15 protein-coding genes are annotated in these 26,711 nt (G+C 33.7%); 3 read left to right on the forward strand and 12 right to left on the reverse strand.

The features are described from left to right. Positions 1 to 543 precede the first annotated feature (543 nt). The 6 genes from ABID42_RS09030 to ahcY form a co-directional block, all read right to left on the reverse strand. On the reverse strand, positions 544 to 2,991 hold the full coding sequence (locus ABID42_RS09030; protein ID WP_367283380.1) for a P-loop NTPase fold protein: 2,448 nt from the start codon (positions 2,989 to 2,991) through the stop codon (positions 544 to 546). 1,102 nt (positions 2,992 to 4,093) lie between these two features. Further along, complete coding sequence (locus tag ABID42_RS09035) at positions 4,094 to 6,919, reverse strand: PQQ-dependent sugar dehydrogenase (RefSeq protein WP_367283381.1); 2,826 nt, start codon at positions 6,917 to 6,919, stop codon at positions 4,094 to 4,096. Between the two features lie 171 nt (positions 6,920 to 7,090). Then, entirely contained in the window at positions 7,091 to 8,041 is a 951-nt protein-coding gene (locus ABID42_RS09040; protein WP_367283382.1) for a polysaccharide deacetylase family protein, read from the reverse strand. Positions 8,042 to 8,076: 35 nt separating this feature from the next. Then, the gene (locus ABID42_RS09045; protein WP_367283383.1) at positions 8,077 to 8,454 is read right to left on the reverse strand and encodes a VOC family protein; all 378 of its coding nucleotides are present in this window, start codon (positions 8,452 to 8,454) and stop codon (positions 8,077 to 8,079) included. A 252-nt stretch (positions 8,455 to 8,706) separates the two neighbouring features. Then, on the reverse strand, positions 8,707 to 9,558 hold the full coding sequence (locus ABID42_RS09050) for a DUF5677 domain-containing protein (protein ID WP_367283384.1): 852 nt from the start codon (positions 9,556 to 9,558) through the stop codon (positions 8,707 to 8,709). Positions 9,559 to 9,809: 251 nt separating this feature from the next. Further along, positions 9,810 to 11,126 (reverse strand): adenosylhomocysteinase, encoded by a 1,317-nt coding sequence (gene ahcY / locus ABID42_RS09055; protein ID WP_367283385.1) that lies wholly within the window; start codon positions 11,124 to 11,126, stop codon positions 9,810 to 9,812. Between the two features lie 321 nt (positions 11,127 to 11,447). Here ahcY and ABID42_RS09060 point away from each other — a divergent pair, with 321 nt between their 5' ends. Continuing rightward, positions 11,448 to 12,287, forward strand: coding sequence for a hypothetical protein (locus ABID42_RS09060; protein ID WP_367283386.1), 840 nt, complete (start codon positions 11,448 to 11,450; stop codon positions 12,285 to 12,287). Positions 12,288 to 12,323: 36 nt separating this feature from the next. Here ABID42_RS09060 and ABID42_RS09065 read toward each other — a convergent pair whose 3' ends face one another. Continuing rightward, positions 12,324 to 13,283, reverse strand: a complete 960-nt coding sequence (locus ABID42_RS09065) for a DUF8428 domain-containing protein (RefSeq protein WP_367283387.1) — start codon at positions 13,281 to 13,283, stop codon at positions 12,324 to 12,326. Between the two features lie 126 nt (positions 13,284 to 13,409). Beyond that, on the reverse strand, positions 13,410 to 14,723 hold the full coding sequence (locus ABID42_RS09070) for a UDP-N-acetylmuramoyl-tripeptide--D-alanyl-D-alanine ligase (RefSeq protein ID WP_367283388.1): 1,314 nt from the start codon (positions 14,721 to 14,723) through the stop codon (positions 13,410 to 13,412). A 58-nt stretch (positions 14,724 to 14,781) separates the two neighbouring features. Between ABID42_RS09070 and ABID42_RS09075 the strand changes: the two genes are divergently transcribed. Both ABID42_RS09075 and ABID42_RS09080 read left to right on the forward strand, forming a co-directional pair. Continuing rightward, positions 14,782 to 17,004 carry an FG-GAP-like repeat-containing protein gene (locus ABID42_RS09075; RefSeq protein WP_367283389.1) on the forward strand — a complete coding sequence of 741 codons (2,223 nt, stop codon included), beginning with the start codon at positions 14,782 to 14,784 and terminating at the stop codon, positions 17,002 to 17,004. 217 nt (positions 17,005 to 17,221) lie between these two features. Continuing rightward, positions 17,222 to 19,726 (forward strand): FtsK/SpoIIIE family DNA translocase, encoded by a 2,505-nt coding sequence (locus tag ABID42_RS09080; protein ID WP_367283390.1) that lies wholly within the window; start codon positions 17,222 to 17,224, stop codon positions 19,724 to 19,726. A gap of 317 nt (positions 19,727 to 20,043) precedes the next feature. Here the strand turns inward: ABID42_RS09080 and ABID42_RS09085 are convergent, their stop codons facing one another. From ABID42_RS09085 to ABID42_RS09100, 4 genes are all read right to left on the reverse strand, one after another. Further along, positions 20,044 to 23,013, reverse strand: coding sequence for a glycosyltransferase family 117 protein (locus ABID42_RS09085; protein WP_367283391.1), 2,970 nt, complete (start codon positions 23,011 to 23,013; stop codon positions 20,044 to 20,046). A 240-nt stretch (positions 23,014 to 23,253) separates the two neighbouring features. Then, the gene (gene pheS / locus ABID42_RS09090) at positions 23,254 to 24,291 is read right to left on the reverse strand and encodes a phenylalanine--tRNA ligase subunit alpha (protein ID WP_367283607.1); all 1,038 of its coding nucleotides are present in this window, start codon (positions 24,289 to 24,291) and stop codon (positions 23,254 to 23,256) included. Positions 24,292 to 24,710: 419 nt separating this feature from the next. Then, positions 24,711 to 25,106, reverse strand: a complete 396-nt coding sequence (locus tag ABID42_RS09095; protein WP_367283392.1) for a hypothetical protein — start codon at positions 25,104 to 25,106, stop codon at positions 24,711 to 24,713. 92 nt (positions 25,107 to 25,198) lie between these two features. Beyond that, complete coding sequence (locus ABID42_RS09100) at positions 25,199 to 26,194, reverse strand: zinc metalloprotease (RefSeq protein WP_323259974.1); 996 nt, start codon at positions 26,192 to 26,194, stop codon at positions 25,199 to 25,201. Positions 26,195 to 26,711 lie beyond the last annotated feature (517 nt).

Below are 26,711 nucleotides of genomic sequence, written 5' to 3' on the forward strand. Positions count from 1 at the left end.
ATTTTGTAATCTTACAATGAAGCATTGCATGAACGCAAAATCATTTTGTAAGCTTACAATGAAGCATTGCATGTATGCAAAATCATTTTGCAAGCTTACAATGGAGCATTGCATGTACGCAAAATCATTTTGTAAGCTTACAATGAAATTATGGAGTCAACAAAATGACGTTGTAAGCTTACAATAAAGCATTGCAAGGATACAAAGTGATTTTGTAAGCTTGCAATAAAGCATTGTAAGGATACAAAGTGATTTTGTAAGCTTGCAATAAAGCATTGTAAGGATGCAAAATGACTCTGTAAGCGTGTAATAAAACCTTTAAAGTTTGAATTATTTCGTTGCTCTAGCTCAAAGAGATTTTGAAGTCGTCATTTGAAAGGAAAGGAGTTGAGCTATTTTTTGATGATGTATTACTAAAATTTAATAATTAAACTGGTGCATTATTCATTAATATGCCTAATAATAGTTTTATTCAAATTCTTTATAAAAATTATATTATTGATATTAATACCATTAATAAAGCACCTTTTAATGTTTTCCTTATCAAGTTAAATCTAATCCAATAATATTCTTGATTCTTTTAATTTCAAATTTAACTTGTTTTGAATGAATATTCCAATCATAAAAATTTTGTTTTTCTTTAATTTTATCCCATACATTATCTAAATAGTCAATAAAAATTTCAGAGCGAATTAACCTTTTATGAATACTCTCTTCGTCTAAAATTAGTTGTCTAATTTTTTTATCAAAAATTGGAGTATCTACTATAATTGCGTCAATATAGGTAAACATTGTTGGTAAGAAATGTAAATGATAAGAGCCTGTGGTAGTTATTCTAAGTGAAGAGGGAAGTTTATCTTTGTCATAAGAAATACCACGAGTAGAAGGTTCAATTAAGTTTTTAGAAATTAAATAACTTAATGATGTATCTATTTGATCAATTGTATAACCAACTCCCTGAAGATGGTTTGATAAAGAAATCACTTCAATAAATCCATTGTTTTTAATAGAGTTTATACCTTGATCTAAAATCGTTAGAATTATTGGAAGTAAAAAATGTTCTTTCTCTTCTTGATAATGTACATCAAATAGATTAACTATGTAGGAACTTTCTGGATGAAAATACACTCCATTGCCAAAGATTACAGCACGCAAAAACTCATGCAAAGCAATTATGTAAGATTTCCTCCCTTCTTGAATATTTTCTGAATTCTTTCTAAGAATTTTCAGAGTATCAATATGCCCACTTCCAAGAAAATTTTTAACAATATCTATTGCATATCTGATGTTACCACATGAAATATTTTCAATAAAACGATATAATTCACTATTGGTATCTAATGAATAAATTAGAACTTGTAACATTTCCTTTAAATTCTGTGAATTAATACCTATGGTTCCTTCAAATTGAGATAAAGTATATTCCCCATTAGAAATTTTCTGAGCAAATTCTAACCTTTTTTCTATGACTAAATCTACTCTTGGTGGAGGTATTGTAAATGCTTTTGGATGATAACCACTTAATGCACCTTTCTTTAAAGAATTATGAAATGTTTCAGGTCTTAAAGAAATGAATACGGTTACTGGTTGCCAGCTATCTGCAATTTCTTGAGATATGAGAAATGCAGTTTGTTGAGTATTATAATCTCTCTGGTCACAATTATCAATGAAAATAACAATCTGTCTATTTTGGCTTTTAGCAATTTGAGACAAAGACTTTTGTAAATGCTGAATTTTATTTTTTTGTTTTTCTTCAAAAAACTCTATCGTCTTCTCTGTTGCTCTTTCTGAGTTCACATCAAATAGAGGTTTGTAAATACCTTTTTTAAACTTTTCATATTCACCAAAATAAGTATTTTTTACTGAATTATATTCATAGATATCTATACTATACTCTTCATCAAGCAATCTAATTATTTCATCTACAATTGCATCTTTAATATCTGATTGAAGAATAATTTTAGTCCCTAAATCAACTTTAAATGTAATACACTTTTCAAATACATCTTTTGCTTCTACATTAATTAAATTGTTTATAAAAGAGGATTTGCCAACGCCAACATCACCTATTAATAGTATTGGACGCTTACTTATACTTTGTGAAGCAATTGATTTTAAGTCTCTATCAATTCCTGCTTTTGACATTGCAGGTTTAATAGAAATATTTTCTGAATTTTTTTCAAATAAGTTTTCATATCTTGTTTTCAAGATTTCTCTGCTTACAGTTGAATAATTTGATATTGCTCCAGCACTACAATAACACTCTTTAAGAAATATAGGCTCTAATTCTTTATATTTTACAATATCTTCTAGTACAAGGTCACTAAGTATTTGTAAATCTGTTTGAAGTGAATTTCTATTTTTTACACCAGGGTAGCCGTTTATTTTCGAAGAAAGTTTAGGAGGCAGCTCTGGCAATATGTTTCCTAAAAGTTTATTTTTAAGATTCTTTGCTTCTATCCCTGATGGTGAAAGGTAGTTCCAGAAATCTAAAAAATTATTCTGAATCTGCTCTAGAGATGAAAATGTGATACAATATCCTTGTAGCGGAGGTATTCCATCAAGTCTAACAGCAATAAATATTACAAACTGAACTCCATTTGATACAATTGCAATTTCTACCCCTCTTTTTTGACAATAATCTGCAACTTGTTCTATTGCTTTTTTTAGTCCTATATTATCTTTACACAAAGATATTATAGAGTAATAAATATCTTTTTTTCCTGCTGGTATTTCAAAATAATTACTTTCTCTCTTTGCTTCGACAATTGCAACTGGTCGTGCAATTGAAAGAGTATAATCAGCATATTCTCCGTTATAAGATTGTTCTGTTTCTATATTAGATTTATCCCAATTTAAGCAATCTGTTAGTATAGAATCAATAAGATGAAATCTTGTGGTATCTTCATTTCTATTAAATGTTTTGACACCTTGATTCCATTCTATTAATTGATTTAATTTTAATCTACAATTGTCAAAAGTCTGATTCATTAAATATTGAGTTTTTATACAAATATAATGCTATTGTATTAATTATTAATATAACTTATCTCCTCGTTTTTTGCCCTTGTTGGAGTTATCTCCAGCCGTCAGGCTATGGTGAAAAATACCAACAAAGGCGGAAAAACAAATTGATGGGTTTGATTTCTTAACTCATTATCTTGAAGATTGTTAATTGGCGAGTTGCTGACGCAAGGCTTGTTGGTGAAAAACACCAACAAAGGCGGGAACGCATCAACATAATGAATTTACAAATAGGTTTATTATTGATATTCATATTGTTAGAGAAAAATTCTAACAATGGCATCAGTATAAAATCCCGAAGGGATGACAGGATTATAGAAAATACATTTATACAAAACAATAACTCCAAAGGAGTGATACAACTGAGATTTGCAGATTGTTTAATCTATTTTTTATGTTATAGAATACGTCATATCACCCTTTCAGGGTTCTGTTAAAGACGTTTCTATTATTGCTATAATAATGACATCCCTTCGGGATTTATACTTTTAAAGTACATACTACTAAACATTCTTTTCCAATACTTTTATCTCTATTTCCATAAAGAAAAAAGTATAATAAAGACTTATACCAAAGAAAATAACGTTTATTTAAGTTCTAAATCCATTTAACGAATTCTATAATATATGATTGACATTTTTATTACAACTCTTGTTGTACTCATCTGCTGGACTTTCTCATATTACCATTGGAAAAGTATCCAAAAGAGTAATCACTTTTGGATACTATTTAGCTTCTATGTATGTTTTGCCATTTGTTTTTTTTACACTATGTGGAGCATGTATTTTTATTTACAAAATGAAAATGGAAAATCTTTCACTGTAGGAGTTTTTGCTTTAGAACTTTTTTTATTAGAATTATCCATTGGCTTTGCATTATTTAGTTGGATACTAAAAAAAATAGCGTCAAAAAAGTTTAATTGAATTTCCCTTTCGTTTATGTTTGTGACAAGTTTTGCCTAGACCAACAAGGGCGAAAAAACAGTAAAATCCAAGCTTTATGATTTGTTATGCTGAACAAATCACAAAACTTGGGTTTATTTTTATGGGTTGGGAATTATAATTTAGTTCTACTCAGTACTTTTAAATTCAATCGCCGACACTGACATTACAATTTGTGAATCTTTTGCTTTATCATTTTTAAAGACAAAATACACATCATGTTGTCCTGAGTTTGCTGGAACTGCAATTTTTAATGAATTAGGAGCTGGTCTCGCTGGTGGAGTTGTTGCTGCAACTTGTCCATTTGTAGAAGCTGCCGTTGTTGGAGGAGGTCCCATTCTCACTTCACGAGGTTCAATCGTTTCACTTTTACCGATTAAAGCACCTGTTGGTGAATCTAATCTCAATTCCACAAAACCACCTGATGCTCCTACTCTTGTTTGTGCTTGTGCCGTTAATTCAATCTGACTGATTTCGTTTAAATCAATGTTTTTGTAGCCTAAATAAGCATTATTTCCAACTAATGAAAACGAACGCATTGGCGTAATGGTCAATTGAGTTCCTTTAGCTTTATCCGCCAATTCTGGATTCAATTTGGCATTTCTCAATACAATAAGGTCTTCAGATGCCAAAGATTTCATTACTTTCGTGCCTTTATCTTTATAAGCTGCACGCAAGATATATGAACCATTTTCTTTTTTACCTTCTGGAATTTTAGTCATATATGAACCATTGGTAGGCAATGAAGTAGCCGTTTTAGGTTCGTTGATATTCAAGATGTATTCAACGATGATATTAGCTTCTGCTTGTGAAATCTGAGGATGAGCCGCCATCATGTGGTCTCCCCAAACTCCGCCACCACCTGCAATTACTTTTTTAGAAAGATAATCTAATGCTTTTGTATCACCCTTATATTTCTTTGCTACATCTTGATAACTTGGACCAACAGATTTTTTATCAATCATGTGGCAAGATTTACAATCGCTTTTATTCATCATTCTTTCGCCCATTGAAGCAAAAGCTGAGGCATCAACGCCACGATGATTTTGTGAAGCTTCGATTTTATCATAACCAATTGCTAAATAATCAATACTTACTGCTACTTGGTCGGGTTTGATTTTTCCATTTTTCAAATCTCCGTCTTCTTTATCAGCTACTTTTACTTCGTACTCAATCGCTTTGTTCGGGAAGTAAAAAGTTTTGTTTCCTTTTTTAATATCAAAAGCCACCGCAGGCGATTCATTCCCTACTTTTACTTCTAAAGATTCGCTGTTTTCTTCGCCTTTAGTATCTTTTACCGTAAGTGTTACATTGTAAGTACCTGCTTTATCAAAAGTTACGCTTGGGTTTTCTGTTCTTAGAACTCTTTTGCCAGCTTTGCTTTTAATTTCCCATAAATAAGTCAATTTATCACCGTCATAGTCGATTGTTCCTTTTGAAGAGAAATTTACTTTTAATGGAGCAGCTCCCGTCAAATTATTAGCCGAAGCTACCACTTTCGGCATACGATTTCCGCCATTGTATTCTACTTTTACTAAACGAGCATTATCGTTTCCTCTGAACCAAGCCGAACCATATTCTAAAACATACAAATCACCATCTGGAGCAAAATCCATATCAATCGCACTACCGAAATCAGTACTCGGCATAAAACGCTCCATAGATTTAAAATCTCCCTTTTCATCCATCGTAACCGACATAATCCAGCCACGCATGAAATCAGTAATCAACCATTTTCCTTCATAATAACTTGGAAAAACTCTTTGTCCATTCGGAAAATCAGCTTTACGAAATACTGGGCCACCAGTAGCACTTCTTCCTGAACTTCCAACCAAAGGAAAATCTTCAGAAATACCATAAGGATACCAAATAAAGGCTTTTTGTGCAGGAGGTAATTGTTTTAAACCTGTATTGTTCGGAGAATCGTTGATTGGATTGGCAGGGTCATATTTTGAATTTGGACGAGCTTTTTTCGTTTCAAAATCCCAATCTGTATATACTTTATTGTCGCCAATGAAGTATGGCCAACCAAAGTTACTTGCTTTTTTAGCTTGGTTAAATTCATCATAACCTCTTGGACCTTGTTCGCCATCGTTAGAAGCATCAGGACCAACTTCTCCCCAATATAAATAACCCGTTTTGCTATCAATCGTTGGTCTCCACGGATTACGATGTCCCATTGTGTAAACTTCTTTCTTTACCAAACCATCGCCATTATTAGGCAAAGTTTCATATAAATTTCCTTTGGGAATCGTGTAAGAAGCATCAGGCTGTGGCGTAATTCTTAAGATTTTACCTATTAAACTATTGGTATTTCCTGCACCACGTTGATCATCCCAATACTCCCAGCCTTTACGTTCGTCAAGATTGGCATAACCATCCGAACCACTGTTTGAAGTATTGTTTCCAACTGTCAAGAACAAGTTTCCTGATTTATCAAAAACCATTCCTCCGCCTGTATGGCAACATTCTTCTCTTTGGGTTGGTACTTCTAAAATTACTTTTTTAGAACTTTCCACCAATTCTTCCCCATTTAATTCCCAACGAGCTAATACATGTTGCGTTTTGTTTGGGTCGGCATAGTACATATAAATCCAATGATTTTTCTCAAAATTTGGGTCGTGAACTAAACCCATTAAGCCTTCTTCGGCTTCACGTTTTTGTCCTTTGGCATTGGTGTACTTGGTATTCACAGGAATCGTCGCTAAAGTTTTGATAGCTCCTGTATTTGGGTCAAATTGTTTTAAAGCACCTTTTCGCTCAACAAACAGTACTCTTCCGTCTTTCAAGAGTGTCATTTCCATCGGTTCGTCAAGCTTATCTGCTAAAACGACTTTCGTAAATCTGTTTTCTTCTGGAGCATTTTGAGCGAAAGAAAGATGAGAGAAAAGCGAGCTAAAAAGCAAAGCCGATGCGGTTATTTTTATGCTTTTGGATAATAAAGATATATTCATTATGCAATTTTTAAATAGTTAAATATGTCGGCAAATTGCAAAATAAACTTAGAATAATATTAGAAATTCGACAGATGGGGGTATTTGTTCGATTGCTTGCTTTATCTGTAGGATATATAGTAGGGGTAGTTTTGGCGACAGATGAAAAACACCTACAAGGGTGAGATTTTATCAAAGTCCTAATTTATCCATAAGAGGTTTTTCGTAATCTCCATCTTCCGCAGGATACCTTAGAACATTATTGAATTTCCCAGACTTTTTTGCTAAAGCCCAAATTAAACTTTCACCTGCTGGAATATTGTCAATCTCTGTTTGAAAAATTGTGTCTTGATAAGCCTTATCTGCATCAATTACTTCCCAACCATTATCCTTAAAATGTTGAATTAGGTCGTCCAGAAATAATGCACCTACTAAATTATGGTGTAAAAGCATCACATGATTGATATGTCTATTAGTCATTTGATATGAAAGCGAATCATAAAAAATGGCTCTATTGAAGAGATGTTGTTTATAAAACTCTCTAAAGCCTGTAATATCTGCCTTAGGATTTTCTTTAAGTCTTTTAACTAATCGGCTGTCAACATACCAATCAGAAGCATCAATTGTTACGTGTCCATTTTTATAGCCTTTTTCTTGTAAGAACTGCCTAAAGCCATTAACCTTTTCTGGCGTATTACCTTCCTTCAAGTAAGGGAATCTAAAATAAGGCAAGTAGTTTGAATACTTGTTGATAATTGCATCATTTTGGGTAAGTTCAAGCTTGAAACTTTCAAGGCTAATGTTTTTACTGTTTAAATTTGGATGAGAAATGGTATGGTTAGCAATGAAATGACCAGCATTATTCCAAGATGATAATACATATTTACCTTTAGCAGTAGATTTATTACCTCCAGCCGAAAACAAGATTGCTTTCAGCTTATGCTTTTTCAAATTATCAAGCAATAGTTGATTCCACACTTCTAATTTATATGAGCCGATATCATCGATAGAACCATCATCAAAAGTAAATGATATGGTTGGCTTAGCGTTAACTTGTCCAACAGAGTTCTTAGGGGAACATATTATTAATCCCAAAATCGTTAATACGCCAAAAGTTAGTTTTGTATAAATGTGTTTGTTCATGGGTGTTGTTATAACGAATCCATTCGATTTTAGAGCTAGTCAATAGGCTCCCATAGTTCAATTTTATTTCCTTCCATATCAAGAATATGAACAAACTTGCCATAATCATACGTTTCTATGTTGTCAAGAATTGTTACCCCTTCTTTTTTTAATTCTTCAACCAATCCCTCCAAATCAGCGACTCTATAATTAATCATAAATTCTTTTGTAGAAGGCTCAAAATATTTTGTTTTCTCGGCAAAAGGGCTCCATTGTGTAGAACCATTTTTAGTGGAATCTGATTCTTCTTTCCACTCAAAGGTTGCTCCATACTCATTGGTATTTAAACCAAGGTGAGTTTTATACCAATCTCTCATTTTGTTAGGGTCTTTGCATTTGAAAAAAATGCCCCCAATGCCTGTTACTTTTTTCATTTTCTGTTAAATTATCGTCTTAAAAGATTACTCTTCTTAATATTCTGAAAGATACCTCGAGATGCCAAGTATAAGTAAAGATAAAAGGATTTATAATCTGAGGGAAAAAGAGGATTAATATTCTTACTATATTTCTATATGACCTGCAAAATATGGCAAAATGCATAATTGATGATTTGCTCACGCACGTCTTGTTGGTGAAGTAATACCAACAAGGGCGATAAGGTGTAAAAATTCATTTTAATTATGTCTCTATTCAAAAAGCTGGTCATCTAAAAGCGAGTTTAAAACTGTCCACTTAGTTGTAGGTCTATCAATATTAAGCTCTTCGTAAGTGACAATTTCTGGATAATGAGAGCGATACTTAAAGGTCTTTTTCAATTCCATAATTTCCACATTAATAACATCGGCAGGATCGACAATTTCCTTTAATTCTTTGTATAAAATAAGAAATTGATATGCACCATAAAAAGACGAGAAATCCCAATAGTAGCTATTGAAATTAGAAATTGAAAAATTGAATGTCTTATTGTTGTCATACCAAACCGTTCTCATCATTGTACGAGGGTTAAAATGTACAAATGTCGAGCTGGCTCGATACATGAATTCATAAAATTCTGAAAGTCCTGTTGCTAAAGCTAACTGTTCAGTTGGGGGTAATTTGTTCTTTGTTTTAATACCATTCCTATGTAAAATTTCGTTTATGGCAGTCAATTTTTCGTTTTGAGTCTCTAATTTTTCAGCGTTTAGTGTCGGCTGAAAAGGTCTATACTTTTGGAGAAAACTAAATTGTTTTGCAATATCATTGCTCAACTGTACTTGAGAAAGCTTAATTATAAGGTCGTTTCTATCAGCTTCATTGATTTTTTCTTTTAAATATTTTAACGATATAAGTTCTTCACAAGTCCCTCTAAGATTACTTAAATACAAAAATGAATTTTCACTATTTACATTTTGATTAATCAGGATATTTATTTCTAAAGCCTTAATAAAAGAAGCCATTGCAAGTAAGTCAAAAATAGATTTACTTTCAAAGTTATAATACTTTAAAAACTTTTCATTGATTTTATCAAAGGTATCTTTATAAAGTGATTTTTCTGACATTAGAATAATCGCCAACGAATATATAATCCTACACTCTCAGTTTTTCTTTATGAATTTATATAGTATAAATCTGAATTCGTTGGTATCAATTGTTTTACACAGATTTATTTTTGAAAATACATAACTATTTTTAAACATCAAACTATTTATTAAAGTAAAACTACAATACCCTAAAACAACCCTTAAATAAAAAGCCTCCCCATCAGAAAAATCTGATAGGGAGGCTTTAATATTAAACCAAATCCAAATTCTTAATAACGATAATGTTCCGCTTTGTATGGACCATCTACTGTTACGCCGATATATTCTGCTTGTTCAGCTTCTAAAGTTTCTAATCTTACACCGATGTGTGATAAGTGTAAACGAGCTACTTTTTCATCCAAATGTTTTGGAAGGATATATAATTTCTTCTCGTATTTATCAGTATTTGTCCATAATTCTAACTGAGCCAACGTTTGGTTACAGAAAGAGTTAGACATTACAAATGATGGGTGACCCATTGCACAACCTAAGTTTACTAAACGACCTTCAGCCAAAACGATTACGTCTTTTCCGTCGATGTTGTATAAATCTACTTGTGGTTTGATTTGCTCTTTTGTATCTCCGTAAGCTCCGTTCAACCAAGCCATGTCAATTTCGTTATCGAAGTGACCAATGTTACAAACGATAGCTTTATCTTTCATTGCTTTGAAGTGACGCTCACGAATGATGCGTAAGTTACCAGTTGCTGTAACAAAGATGTTAGCACGAGTAGCAGCTTCGTCCATTGGAACAACTTCAAAACCGTCCATTGCAGCTTGTAAAGCACAAATTGGGTCGATTTCAGTTACTAATACTCTACAACCAGCACCACGTAAAGATTCAGCAGAACCTTTTCCAACATCACCATATCCTGCTACAACCGCTACTTTACCAGCCAACATTAAGTCGGTAGCACGACGGATTGCATCAACTAATGATTCTTTACAACCGTATTTGTTATCGAATTTAGATTTAGTAACAGAGTCGTTAACGTTGATAGCTGGTAAATATAAAGTACCGTTTTTCAAACGCTCATACAAACGGTGAACACCCGTAGTAGTTTCTTCTGATAAACCTTTGATGCCCTCAATCAATTCAGGATATTCATCGAATACCATGTTGGTTAAATCACCACCATCATCCAAAATCATGTTCAAAGGCTGGCGATCTTCTCCGAAGAAAAGTGTTTGTTCAATACACCAGTTGAATTCCTCTTCGTTCATACCTTTCCAAGCATAAACTGGGATTCCAGCAGCAGCAATCGCAGCAGCAGCGTGGTCTTGTGTAGAGAAAATATTACAAGATGACCAAGTAACGTCTGCTCCTAAAGCAGTTAATGTTTCAATCAATACAGCCGTTTGGATAGTCATGTGTAAACATCCTGCGATTCTTGCCCCTTTCAAAGGTTGAGATTCACCATATTCTGCACGAAGTGCCATCAAACCTGGCATTTCTGCTTCGGCCAAACGTATTTCTTTACGACCCCATTCTGCCAAAGCGATGTCTTTTACTTTGTAAGGCACGTACTGTTGTGTTCCAGTTGACATTTATTTTTTATGTTTTAAATTTCAATTTTCTTAGAATAACACAAAATTAACATCTTTCTCCTTGAATCTAAAAATGATTCAGAATAAGTTTTGCGATTTATCTGCTTATTCTGAAAAAATAGATAATATATCTTTTCAGATTCAATATAAAGAAATATTATCTACTAATTTCATCCGTTCTAGTAGATTACCCATTCTGCAAGTCTTCATCAAAACAGATAAACAATGCTTATAATCAATGATTCAAAAGATAATTCATTGTCATAATCAGGGTAAAAAGCCTTTCGCTTGTCATTATTCCGAATCATCAAAATAAAGCTTATGTTCAAGAAAATTATAAATCTCTCCCTCCTCACTTTAGCCACCAATGCGGCTCTGGCACAACAAGTACCTGTAGATTCTATCTTTTCAAATGAAGGGCTCATTTTAGCAGAAGTAAAGGAAATTGCTCCTGATGTCATTAAATTCACTTATCCATCAGAAACTGTCCTCAATTCTATTTACAAAAATGCTGTTCAGAAAATCTCTTTCAAATCTGGTAGAGTACAGTTCTTCAAAGAATCGTTGGCATTAGGTGAAATCAGAAATGTTTTTGATTTTGAAAGAGTAGCACTCACACATGTTGAATCTGAAACGAAAGGCTTGTACAAATTGGATGAAGTATTTTCAAAAGCAGTTGGCACAACTACTCTTTCTAACATTACCACTGTAAAAGAAAGAGCTTTCAAAAAGCTAAAAATTCAAGCAGCATTGTTAGGTGGCAATGTAATTTATATGCTAGACCAAAATACGGTCGGCAATCAGTTTGGTGGACAATATCAATCTGGAAAAGCAACAGAGACAATTCTAACAGGAATTGTTTATTCAAACAGTATTCCCAAAGTTGAAGATATTACTGCTACACTTAATAACAAAAAGACCTTCACCGTAAATGCTAATTATTATGCAGGAAGAAACAGTACAGATATAGAAGGCAATCCATTTTTACCTGAAACATTTACCATTGAAGATTTCTATCAAGAAAATGGTTTTGTCTATGTAAGAGGCAAAGCTAAAGGCATTAAAAACACATTATTTAAAGTAGTGTCATTTAAAAATAACCAAATGACGTTCTACTGGAAAGACAAAAAAAAAGCATACAACTTATCTGTTGACCTCTAAAGAAAAAAGGCTGGAAGTGATTCCAGCCTTTAGATTTTATTTTACTTCAAAACCTCCTGTTCCAATTTTAAAGCCTTCGGCAAAAAGTTCTACCGTATATTTTCCTGCTCTGTAAGGAGCACCACGATCAAAGTAAAAATCAGCATGAGGATTTTCATTATCGAAAGTAAAATCTCTTTTAATGGTAAAAGCTAAGTCTTGTCCATTATGTTCAAAATTACCAGAACCTAAATCTGTATCAAAAAGCGTATAACCATCTGGGTCAAGTATTCTGACTAATACGGTTTTCTTACCTTTTTCAGTAAGGTCGTTTTTAGATAGTTGAATAGAAATCTTGATTTTCCCTAATTTCTTCGATCTGTAACGATTATCTTCAAACTCTTTTCCTTTATCAGTAACACCCAAAATCTTGATAGATTCTGCTTTTAAGGCTGCTGCACGAGTAACCTTTTCAGTCAGAATTTTATTGATTGAAGATACTTCACGGTTTTGCGCTCTTGCTTCTTCTACACTTTTAACCAAACCACTTTTCTCTGTTTTAAGCGTAGAGTTTTCATTGGTTAAATGAGAATTTTCTTCTCTTAATTGTACCAATTCAGCTTCTTTAGCAATCAAAATTAATTCGTAGTTTTTTATTTTTTCTGCGTAATTATCCTTGATGTTTTCTAAAGAAGCATAGCGGCTGTTTAACTCTTTTTTATCTTTTTCTAAAGCTAATTTTGCTTTTTCCAATTCAGCAACATCTCCGCCTAGTTTTGTTACTTCAGCAATTTGAGACTCCAATTGCGTCGTGATAGAATCTAACTTTACTCTGGTATCAGCCAGTTCTATTACTTTCGTTTCGATTACTTCTTGCTGATTCGCCGATGTCTGTTTTGATTCAAAAAGCATATAAGCCAAACAACCCGCAATCAAAGCCACTAATGCCAACACAGCTTTTAAAACATTATTTGAATTGGGCTTAGGATTTGATTCTTCGCTTGATAAATTATTCATGATGAAATGGATAAGTTTTAAAAATAACGTTTTGGTTTTTTAAAATCCCTCAAAGATAATACAACATTTTCACTCTATCTTGAATATTGATTAAACGGTAATGTTATCCTACAAAATGAGATTCTATTAACCCAAAAATTGCAACACACTTTCTAATCCCATACCTCTTGAACCTTTTACAAGAATATGAGTATCATTAACGGGATAATCCTGTAGCCAATTGTGTAAACCAAATTTATCTGGGAAATAATGTACTTTCATTAAAGGCAAAACTCGCACAGCGCTTTCCATCAAATGACCAGCTAAAAGAATATAATCAAAATGACAGTTTAACAATAATTTCCCGATGGCTTCATGTTCTGCGCTAGCTTCTTCACCAAGTTCGAACATATCGCCCAAAATCACCATTTTCTTGCCTACTTTCAAATCGTTAAAATAAGTAATAGCGGCTGACATTGAAGAAGGATTGGCATTGTAAGCATCCATCAAAACCATGTTTGTTCCCTTTTGAATAAACTGCGAACGGTTATTATTGGGAACATAATCAGCTACAGCCTGACAAGCTACAGACGTTTCAATTCCAAAAAATTGCCCAATTCTAATGGCTGCGCAAATATTCTGGAAATTGTAAATACCCGTTAAATGAGAAGTATATTGTTTTTCAGAAGCATCTTTGAAAACAACAAAAGGACTTTCTTCGACAATATTTACGACTTTTTCAAAAGCTTGGTTTTCCAAAGAAGTATAAACAATGGTTTCTTTGAAATTGTATGGCTGAATCATTTCATAAGTTGGTTCAGAAGCTACATTGACAAAAACTGTTCCGTTATGGATACCCAACCAATCATATAATTCACCCTTCCCTTTTTTCACACCTTCCATTCCACCGAAACCTTCTAAATGCGCTTTTCCGATATTGGTGATAAATCCATGTGTTGGTTCTGCAATTTCTACTAATTCTTTAATATCACCTTGTTTGTTCGCTCCCATTTCAATAATGGCTACTTCAATCGTTTCATCAATTGCCAAAATCGTTAAAGGAACACCAATGTGATTATTCAAATTTCCTAGTGTTGCGTAAGTACGATATTTTTTTGATAAAACACAATTGATTAGTTCTTTAGTCGTGGTTTTTCCGTTAGAACCCGTCAAACCAATAAAGGGGATATTTAACTGTTTTCGATGAAAATTAGCTAATTGTTGTAAGGCTTTCAGTCCATCTTCTACCAAAAGGTATTGCTCGTTTTTTACATAAAGGGCATCATCAACAACTGCATACTTTGCTCCTTTTTCGATGGCTTGTTCGGCAAAAGCATTTGCATTAAAGTTGGGACCTTTCAAGGCAAAAAACATAGAAGCTTCTTCAATTTTACGGGTATCCGTAGAAACACCAGAACATTCTTTATACTTTTGATATAATTCAGTAAGCGAAATCATCATTTTATTCGTTATGTGTGTACCTCAAATGTGAGATTCAGGATTTTTCGACAAATATTACATGAAAAAATTAATTTTACTTTTATTACTGTCAAATCTTGGTAAAAGCTTTGCTCAAAACTTTACCTTTCAATACAATAATACTTTCAAAATTATCCAAAATGGACAAATTTTACCAAATGCTTTTGCAGGAGGTGTTAATGCTCCGCAATTTTCAAGATGTCATTTAGATAATGATAACGTTGAAGATTTAGTCGTTTTCGACAGAACCAATTCTAAACTTTCTACATTTTTAGCCAAAAAAGATAATGCTGGAAAGTACTTTTGGCAATATGCCCCAGAATTTGAAAGTGCATTTCCAAGTATTCAACATTGGATTTTGATGGTTGATTATGATTCAGATGGCAAAAAAGACATTTTCACTTATACGCCAGCAGGAATCAAGGTTTATAGAAATATTTCTACTGATAAAATCGCTTGGCAACTCATTACTGACCCACTTTACAGTACTGGTTATTCAGGAAAAATCAATTTATACACGGCTTCAACGGATATTCCTGCCATTGTTGACATTGATAATGATGGAGATTTAGACATCATCGCTTTTGATTCTTCTGGAAACTTTTTACTCTTTCATAAAAACTTCAGCCAAGAAAATTATAAAGACAATTCGCATTTAGAATTTAAAAGAGTTGGCGATTGCTGGGGAAATTTCTTCAAAGAACATTTTGAAGATGCACGTTTTAATCAAGATTGCGGAAGTAATACGCCAGTTGGTGGAAATGGAAATGCAAGTAGCCAAAAAGTAGAACATTCTGGAAATGCTTTATTGGTTATAGATTTAGATGGCGACGGTTTGAAAGATGCTCTTTACGGACATGTTACAGCCAACAGAGTTGCTGCTTTGAGTAATAATGGAAATTTGAATCAAACCATTTTCACCAAAGCAGATTATTATTTCCCAAATCAAAAACCCATAGATTTCTCCGTTTTCCCTGCGATTTATTATGAAGATTTAGATTTTGATGGAATTAAAGACGTTATCGCCGCACCAAATGGTTATGATAATGCGCTTCAAACAGTTGATTATCAAAATTCAGCTTGGTTTTTCAAAAATTCAGGTCAAAACAATAAACCAATACTTACTTATCAACAAAGTAATTTCTTACAAAACACAATGGTAGATTTGGGAGAAAATACTTCTCCAGTTTTAGTAGATATTGATGGTGATGGCGATAAAGATTTATTAGTTGGCAATGCAGGAAATCGTGGTGAGACAGGTTATAGAGCCAATATTACTCTTTATGAAAATAAAGGGAATAATACTTTTGAATTAAAAACGGCTGATTTCTTAGACCTTTCAAAAGCACAGCAATTATTTGAAATCAAACCATTTGTGACTGATATGAATGGCGACGGCACAGAAGATTTTGGTTTTACTGCCAATACTTTTAATGGCATGACGATTCAGTACATTCCAAATCGTGCGCCTAGAAACCAAGCTTTTTCGCTGAAACTTTCTGAAATTATCACTTTACCTAAAATCAATAATTTATCAAATGGAGATTCCCCTTTGTTTTTCGATTTAGATAATGATGGCAAAAAAGATTTACTCATCGGAAAAGGAAGTGGAAGAATTGAATTCCATAAAAATAACGGAAGTAACGAAAATCCAAATTATGTTTTAACGAAAGAAGAACTCGGCGGACTTACTTCTGATTATCTTTCAGGCAATGTTTCCTTGACAGTTGCCGATTTGAATGGCGATGGAAAAGTAGAACTTATCACAGGAAATCGTGATGGCACGTTTAAGATTTATAAAAATATTATTGAACAAAGTCAAGACCTTTTCAAAGAAGATACTTCTGGTATTTTAAATGATTTTACAGGGAAACACGAACATCTGAAACTAGGCGGAATGCTTTCAATTACTGTCGGCGATTTAGATGGCGATGTAATTCCAGACTTTATTGTTGGTACAAATTCTGGAGGTTTAAGATTTTTGAAAGGAACAACAAAATTTACGGTTACAGGCAATGAAGAAAGTAAATCGGCTGTGATTTACCCAAATCCAGCCAACCATTATATTTTTATTAAAAATACTTATCCCGCAACATTTCATTTAATAGATTTTACAGGAAAAGACCTTGGTAGAAAAACAAGTACCAATCTCAACGAAGAAGTCTATTTTGATTTAAGTACTTATCCAAATGGCACTTATTTTATCAGAATAATGGCAGAAGGGAAAGCGCCAATTACCGAAAAAGTATTATTAAACAAGTAAAATACAAAATTTGGCTTCGCTGTTAAAAAGCCTTAATTGTGATTTTAAATAACATTTTTAATTTTTTTCGCAAAAAATACCTCAAAATTGCGAACTTTGGAATAATACAGTTGCTTGGCACAAGGTTAATGGTTAGAAAAAAATTGAGCTTCATCAACAAAAAGATTAATCCTCAAATCTTTAACCAATTGTAACTCGCCAAGAACCAATTTTTTATATGGCTAGAAATATTCCAAAAAATACAGAAAAAACCAAAGAACGAAATCCTTCCCAACCCATTTCGTTTGATTTCAATATAAAAAAAATACTTCAAAGCGAACAATTACACTTCGTTTTGGGCATCCTGTTTATACTCTTAGGTATATTCATGTTTTTTTCATTTTCGTCGCATCTTTTTACAGGTGATGCAGACCAAAGTGAAGTGGAAGATGATTTACAATCGTCTATTGAACCTTTGAAAAAACAGCCAAAAAATCCATTCGGTTTGTATGGAGCGAAACTAGCGCATTTGTTGCTTTTTAGACTTTTCGGTTGGTCAGCCTTTTTACTTGTTCCCATTTTATTGATTGCGGGTTACAAACTATCTTTTAAGAAGGAAATTTTACCCCTTGAAAAACTTACTTGGCAATCATTATTTTACATGATTTGGCTAAGTACTTTCCTTGGTTTTTTCGTTTTCATGCTTGAAGCGGAGGAAAAATGGAGTAACCTTTGTGGCGGTATCGGCTATTTTATCAATGAATATTTATATGGTTTTATCGGTTGGGCTTCTTTCTTTGTCATCTCTTTTGTACTAATTGTTTTTATCGTTTATTATTACAAAGTTGACACTTCAAGTTTTGCCACAACTGAAGGTGAGAACGACAATATTGCTGTAGCTACACCTGAAAATGAAGCGACAGAAGACAATATTGCCGAAGCTAAAAATATCAAACGAGTACGAGAGAACTTTGAAACAATTTTAGCTGAAGAAGAACCAGAAGAGGAGTTAGCCATCGACCGTGAAGATAATTTTGACGAAGCCAATATTCGTCCTTTTCTTCCGCCAGTTGTAGAAACGCCCATTACTAAAAGTAATAATGCAAACAAAGGTCCAGTTGCTTTGACGATTGAAAATAGCGATGATATTCCTGAAATTATTGAAGATTTTGAAGATGATGCTCCTTTAGAAATCAACGAATCTGTCAATGATGAATTAGTGAAAAAATTTGGGCTATACGACCCAATGTTAGATTTGCCTCATTACAAGTACCCAACATTGGATTTGATGAAAGAGTATGACATGGGCAAACCAAATGTTTCACAAGAAGAATTAAAAGCCAATTCAGATAAAATTGTGGAAACTTTGGCGAATTATGGCATCGGTATCGCTTCTATCAAAGCTACAATTGGACCAACGGTTACTTTGTATGAAATTATTCCAGATGCTGGAGTTAGGATTTCAAAAATCAAGAATTTAGAAGATGATATTGCTTTATCCTTAGCTGCTTTGGGTATTCGTATTATTGCTCCAATTCCAGGGAAAGGCACAATTGGTATTGAAGTACCAAACAAAAACCGTGAAATGGTTCCTGTAAAAATGGTTATTGGCTCTGAAAAATTCCAGAAATCAACTGCTGAATTACCAATTGTTTTAGGGAAAACCATTAGTAATGATATTTTTATCACAGATTTAGCCAAAATGCCTCACTTACTGATGGCAGGTGCTACTGGACAAGGGAAATCGGTTGGTTTGAATATGATTCTTACTTCTCTGCTTTACAAAAAACATCCATCACAATTAAAATTTGTATTGGTTGACCCTAAAAAGGTTGAATTAACACTTTTCAATAAAATTGAGAGACACTTCTTGGCAATGTTACCAAACGCTGCCGAAGCCATTATTACGGATACCAAAAAGGTTGTACATACTTTAAATTCGCTTTGTATAGAAATGGATAATCGTTACAATTTGTTGAAAGATGCAGGTTGTAGAAATTTGAAAGAATACAATGTAAAGTTTGTTAATAGAAGGCTGAATCCAGATAAAGGACATTATTTTATGCCTTATATCGTATTGATTATAGATGAGTTGGCAGATTTAATGATGACGGCTGGAAAAGACGTAGAACAGCCAATTGCTCGTTTGGCTCAGTTGGCACGTGCTATCGGTATTCACTTAGTTGTAGCGACCCAACGTCCATCGGTAAACGTTATTACTGGTACAATTAAAGCTAACTTTCCTGCTCGTCTTTCCTTTAAAGTTACTTCAAAAATTGACTCAAGAACGATTTTGGATACTGGCGGAGCAGAACAATTGGTTGGTCAAGGAGATATGTTACTTTCGATGGGTTCTGATATTATTCGTTTGCAATGTGCTTTTGTTGATACGCCAGAAGTAGAAGATGTTTGTGAATTTATCGGAAATCAACAAGGTTACGATTCTGCTTACATGTTACCAGAATTTGAAGGAGAAAGTGAAGGAGGAGGTTCCGAAAAAAGTGATTTCGACCCAAGTAATCGTGATCAGTTTTTTGATGAAGCAGCTCGCCTAATTGTTACCCATCAACAAGGTTCAACATCATTGATTCAAAGAAGGTTAAAATTAGGATACAATCGTGCTGGTCGTTTAATTGATCAATTAGAAGCCGCAGGAATCGTCGGTCAATTCGAAGGCTCAAAAGCCAGAGAAGTATTGATAAAAGACATGGAAACGTTAGAAAGGCATTTGAAGAGTTTGTAGTTTTTGGATGTGATTAATTCATAAACTATTCATTTTTAGGTATTTTAAAATTAAGCTTTGATGCTCCCTAATAGATAAAAATATAAGAAACGGTAACCTTTGCTGGTTACCGTTTCTTATTTCGGGTAACTACAAAGGTTACCACTACCTTAATAAGCAAACTATAATAGATTATACCTGACAATTTTGTTCATTTGTCTATGTAATCTTATGTTTTCAAAGGGTCATTAACAATAAAATCCACCCATTTTTTGGTGGATTTTATTGTTAATGAATTTCAAAAAGACTTTTCTAATAAAGTACTTCAGTCTTAAAAACTAAGAATTCGCTTTATTCATTTGCTTATCAAACATCGCTTGGTATTTAGCTGCTTCAGGAAGTTTTGCATTTTTTACGCCTTCAATGATGATTTGCATCTCATATAAATTCGTTTGTACTTCTCTGCCATCGCTACCTCTTCTATCATTTAGATAATAGTCTAAAGCTTTGTTGTTTCTGTTCATAATGGTTTCAGCCATTTCTAAACCTGTTTTCTTATCGCCAGCAGCTAAATAAAGTGCTACGAAATTGGCAGAAAGTTGGTCGTAAGGAATGGTTTTGTCTGGCATTACTTTTAAGCAATAATCTAATGCAGCTTTCGCTTTGGCAAATTTGCCTTCACGAACTAATTGGTCTGCTAAACGTAAGAAAGCTAAACGAGCCGTTACTACTGGAACTTCTAAATAAAAATCTGAATGATAATATGTTTTCGGATTGTCCAAATCACGCCAGAACATTTTCGTAGTCAGGTTATTATACATTAATTCGCTGTTTACAAAACCATCTTTTGCTTCTGGTACTTTGAAAGGCATCAATCTATAAGCATAACCTTCTAATTGCATGTATTCTTTCAAGTTCAAATAGCTTGCAGAAGGCAAAGTTGTAGCAAAGTAAATTGGACGTTTCCAACCTGTTGCTGCATTCTGAGCAATCAAATCTAATTGAATCAACTCTGGTTTCATGATACCATTTTTACCAGTTGACCAAGCCATTTGATTTGTCATGAATGGTTCTAAATCTTTTGGTACAAATCCTGCTTTTTTAACTGCTTCAACATCAATTGGTAAGAATAGATTTTCTGTTGGTAAAGTATTAATCATTGAGCCATCCGTTAAAGGTACTTTGATCGCTTGATTATCATCTTTTACCAATTTCAAGTATTCTAATAAATTGATACCCGTTTTAACATTTGGGTTTTCGTAATACATGATTTGCTCGTTCAAGCCTTCTAAGAAACGGTCTTTTGGTAAAGAGATTGGAAGTGCTTGTGAATCGTAAGTCTTACGTTTCATTTGGTCGATATACCAGTCTGTTCCTAATAAAGAAAGGTTACAAACACGCACGTCTGTACGGTAGCCTTCTACTTCTTGTACATACCACAAAGGGAAAGTATCATTATCTCCACCTGTAAATAAAATAGCATTTGGCGCACATGAATTCAACATGTTTTTAGCAAAGTCTATTTGGTGATAACGGTGATTACGGTCGTGGTCATCCCAGTTTTGTTGAATCAAAATTACTGGAACTACTGCTGTTACTAAAGTTGCTACAGTACCTGAAACCATTGGATTCTTCAAGAATTTACCTAACCATTCTGCTAATTGAATTACGCCTAGACCAATCCAAATGGCAAAGAAATAGAACGAACCTACATAAATATAATCACGTTCACGAGGTTCAACCGGTGGTGAGTTCAAGAATACAACAAGTGCTAAACCTGTCAATAAGAACATTAAGGTTGTTACTAAGAAATCGTTTTCGTTTTTACGCACCAATAATACAAAACCACATAAGCCCAAAATCATTGGTAGCCAGAAGTAATTATTTCTAGCTTTATTATGGGCTAACAATTCTGGAAGCTCGCCTTTTCTGGTATAATCAATTACGCCAGCATCTTGAACGTCACTTTCACGACCCACAAAATTCCAAAGTAAATATCTCATATACATGTGTCCCATTTGATGAGTAAACATGAATTTAAGGTTATCTCCAAAACTTGGTTTTTCGCCAGCTGACAAACCTAACATTTCTTCATATAGCTGAATGTGCTGCGGAGAACTGCTATAAACACGTGGCAACAACATTTGTCCGTCTTTAGAGTATATCAGTTTTTGCTTGTAGTCGTAAACCTCATACTTGCCATCTTTCATTTTATAAACTGGCGCACCTTTTTCAACACTTTCAACTGTACCTGTATAAATTGGGCCGTACAATAAAGAGCGTTCTCCGTATTGTTCACGCTTCAAATACTTTACATAATTCAAGATATTACTTGGGTCGTTTTCGTTGATAGGGGTATTAAAAGTAGAACGAACAAAAGCCAAGTTATAAGAAAGGTATCCAATTAATACAAAAACCAATGAAAGTAAAGAGATATTCAGGTTTACTTTTTCTTTTTTGATTGAATATAAAATTCCCCAAACAATTGCACCAACTAGCACAATTACAAAGAAAATTGCTCCAAAACCATAAGGTAATCCAAAACCATTAGTAAATAACAATTCGAATTTGAATGCCATTGAAGGAATACCCGGAATGATTGCCGAGTTGATTACTCCTAGAATAAATAAACCTGCCAATAAAGCAATGATTCCACCTTTGAAAGTAGGTTTAGGATATTTTTTGAAATAGTATAACAATGCCAAAGCAGGTACAGTAACCAAGTTCAATAAGTGAACACCGATTGAAAGACCTACGATATAAGCAATTAAAATCAACCAACGATTTGCAGTAGCTTCATCTTCAATAACTTCCCATTTGAATGCCGCCCAAACTACCAAAGCAGTAAAGAATGATGACATCGCATAAACTTCTGCTTCAACGGCTGAGAACCAGAAAGTATCAGAGAAAGCATAAGCCAAAGAACCAACTACACCAGCACCTAATAAAGTAATGGCTTCGCCTTTTGAAAGCTCTTCAAATTTTTTGTTATAAACTTTACGTCCAATTAAAACAATTGTCCAGTGCATAAACAATATTGTTAAAGCACTTGAAAGTACCGACATCATGTTTACCCAGTAAGCTACTTGAGTGGTGTCTGAACCAGCTAACAACGAGAACATTCTACCCAATAATAAAAATAGAGGTGCTCCTGGAGGGTGTGGAACTTGAAGTTTAAATGCACAAGCGATAAACTCACCACAATCCCAAAAAGATGCAGTACGTTCAACCGTTGCGGTGAAGACGAATAGTGAGATGGCAAATACAATCCAGCCTATGAGATTGTTGATTTTTTTAAAATTGTTCATTGAGGGGTACGTTATCAGTTATCGGTTGTTTGTTGATAGTAATCATTTTTTAGCTAAAAACGCTTATCAACGTAAGCAAAAGACAAATTTGAACTCAAAAATACTAAATAAGATTGGCTTGAAGAGGATAGGGCTGTTAAAATGTGTTAATTCGGCTAAGAAGTAGTTGAATTTTACAGCCTTATACAAAATAAAAAGACCTGAGTTTACAGGTCTTTTTATTAAACTTGATTCAATTTTTTATAATCCTTCAAACTGACGTAAGAATCTTACATCGTTTTCGGTGAATAATCGTAAATCTTTAATTTGATATTTTAACATCGTGATTCTTTCGATACCCATTCCAAAGGCGAAACCTGTGTATTCTTGAGAATCAATACCGCATTGTTCTAAAACATTAGGGTCAACCATTCCAGAACCTGCAATTTCTACCCAGCCCGAATATTTACAAACATTACAGCCTTTCCCTTTACATATTAAACAAGTAATGTCGATTTCAGCAGAAGGTTCAGTAAATGGAAAATATGAAGGACGATAACGTACTTTAGTATCTTGTCCGAACATCTCTTTGGCAAAGTAATAAAGTGTATCTTTCAAATCTTTGAAACCTACATTTTTATCAACATACAATCCTTCTACTTGGTGGAATAAACAGTGCGCTCTCGCAGAAATGGCTTCGTTACGATACACACGACCCGGCATAATCGAACGCAAAGGCGGTTTTTGGTTTTGCATCAAACGAATTTGTACGTTAGAAGTATGCGTTCTTAACAACATATCGTCGGCAACATTTCCACCTTTTTTCTCGATAAAGAAAGTATCTTGCATTTCACGAGCAGGGTGATTTTCAGCAAAATTCAATGCCGTGAAATTATAAAAATCAGATTCTATTTCAGGACCATCCGAAACATTGAAACCCATTTTAGCAAAGATTTCGATGATTCTAGCACGCACTAAAGTCAATGGATGAATACTTCCATTTTCGAAAGGAACGTTTGGAAGTGTTAAATCAAATTCAATCGCTACTGATTTCTCAGCACTTGCTTCCATCAAAGCTTGAAACTCATTGAATTTTACTTGAGCTGCTTCTTTTAATGAATTCAGGGATTGTCCAACGGCACGGCGTTCTTCTTGTGCAACATTTTTCAGTTCATCAAAAAGGTCACCAATTACGCCCTTACGTCCTACATAAGCAATACGGAAAGCCTCTAATTGTTCCTTGTTGGAAATAGTAAAATCAGCAATCTGCTGATGAATGTCGTTAATCTTATCTTGCATTGATTCAGTAATGAATTCAGTGAGCCAAAGTATTAGGTTTACGATGGCATCTTGAAGAATTTTAGATGATTGTTTCTTGAAGATGTGCAAAATTACACTATTCGCCATAAAGGGGCAAAAAAAAAGGCAAATTTAGAGAATTGGGTTTAGGATTGGGTTCAAATCCAATCCTATTGAGAATGAAATTGTTAAAAATAATCCGAAGGATTCAAATGTTTATAGCTTAAAAACGAAGTCTCCATACTCGAACTTTCGGAGTCTCGTACAATTCTCAATCTTTTCTTTTTTCTATAATCATATCATCCCTTTGGGATTGAAGAAAACATTAACCCTGAAAAGGTGATATACATGGATATGCGTATGAAAACTATTTCTGACAACTTTTTATACTGTCAAAAATCAAAAACGCTACGAGTAATTTAAAAATCCACTTTCGGACTAGCATCCTTTAGAGATGCTTTCATCATAGCAATGGTTTTCGATAACATTAACGGAGCTTGTGTATGGTCAAAATCAATAGACACATAAGTTTTCTTTGAAGTAATTACTTCCATTTGTGCAGCCATTGCACCATCATAAAAAGATTTAGTACTGGGTCTTTTTAAACGAGAGATACTGTTTAATTTCACTTGCTCCATCGTTTTCAAGATTTTCTTCCACTGAATAGCTTTAGTTTTAAAGCTATGTCTTTCAGCATTGATAGTAACAATGGTACTATCAGCCGTTATAAGCAAATGCTTCTGCATTCCTCTTGTCTGATAATGAAGTGCTAGTGAATGAATCGTTTCTTTGGGTGAAACATTGATTCCTAACATGAAAAATATAAAGATGAATTGATTCATAAAAAAAGCCTTCTCTCCGTGCTTAGAGAAGGCTTAAATGTATTACTTTTTATTGATTATTCCATTTATGGATTAAAACTAGCTCTAGCTCCTCCAACTGCAAAAATGGCTCTTGTTCTAGTTTTTTGTCCTGCCGAGAACATGTACATACAAGCGTCGTCGGTATAATCCATATAATTCATAAACATATCACCGTTTGGACCATTACTACAAGTAACTTTTGGAAACGATGGACAACCATAATTAGCCGTTTGTTGTGTAGGAGTGTCTGTTACCATATCATTACCACAAGAAGCATCACCCCAAATATGACGTAGATTTAACCAGTGACCAATTTCATGAGTAGCTGTTCTACCTTTATCAAATGGCGCTGAGACGTAACCTGTAGTACCAAAATACTGAGGTGAAATAACCACACCATCAGTTGAAGCAGCACCTCCTGGAAATTGAGCATAGCCTAAAATATTACTTCCAATATTACAAATCCAAATATTGAGCGTAGTTGTAGGAGACGTTGGATCAATCCCTCCTTTTTTAGCACTTTTCATCGCATCTCTAGTTCCCCACGAAGTTTTATTACTTTGTTTACGCACAACATTCGAAAGCGTAAATTGTAATTCTAAATTAGAGAATCTTGAAGTAAAAGCACTTGGTACTAAACTTGCATCGGTATTAGTACCGCTAAAATCTTTGTTAAGTACATCAATTTGTGATTGAATCTGTTCAATACTAATGTTTTGAGCAGCAGTGTTATAAATGACATTTACAACTACAGGAATTACCAAAGTACCTGTTTCTCCTACCCTACTTGCTTTCATTTTTTGTTGAAATGCCAATGTTTGTTGTTCAACAGCATTCATTTTATCAATCAAACTTGGGTCTTCTTTCATGTTTGCTTCAAGTACTTCCATCGAAGCACATTGACGCCCCATCCTAACATTTCTGGAAGATTCGTTTAAATCATTTAAAGCCTCATCTGAATTTTCTAATGATACATCATTGCAGGATACAATAGCTAAAGAACTAGCTACGAAAGCTAGTAAATGGAGAATTTTTTTCATCGCTTTTAGTTTTTTGAAGTAAAAAAGGTAATAAGAAGAACACATAAATGAAGTGCACGAAAAATGTGTTCATCTTAACCTAAATTTATCGTTTTTATTATAAAAGACAAAGAAATCACGAATATTTATCACTTAACTTTCATTTTCTTCACATAAGTTAATTGAAATATTTATTTATACTTTATTTTATTTACTATTATCAACAAAAAATGGCACTAGCTTTAGGTCAATGCCATTCCGATGACCGATTTTCAGTGGCGTGAGAATAAAAACAAGGCTTCGATGACTCCACAGTTGTTGTTGTTTATCATTGGGTCGCCAAGACCAACAATACCAGCGTTAGCAATACACCAATTATAGAAACCATAATTTTGAATTGAAGGAAAGCCTAGTACTAATTGGAGTATTAAAACAAAACTGCTGATTAAGTCAGTATTTTTAAAGTAGTGTAAATGACCCTTTCCCCAAATCCCGAAGGGATGAAAGGATTATAGAAAAGAGCAAGATATTATTTCTA

Origin of the sequence: Arcicella rosea (assembly GCF_040543805.1) — a bacterium.
GTDB classification, from domain to species: domain Bacteria; phylum Bacteroidota; class Bacteroidia; order Cytophagales; family Spirosomataceae; genus Arcicella; species Arcicella rosea.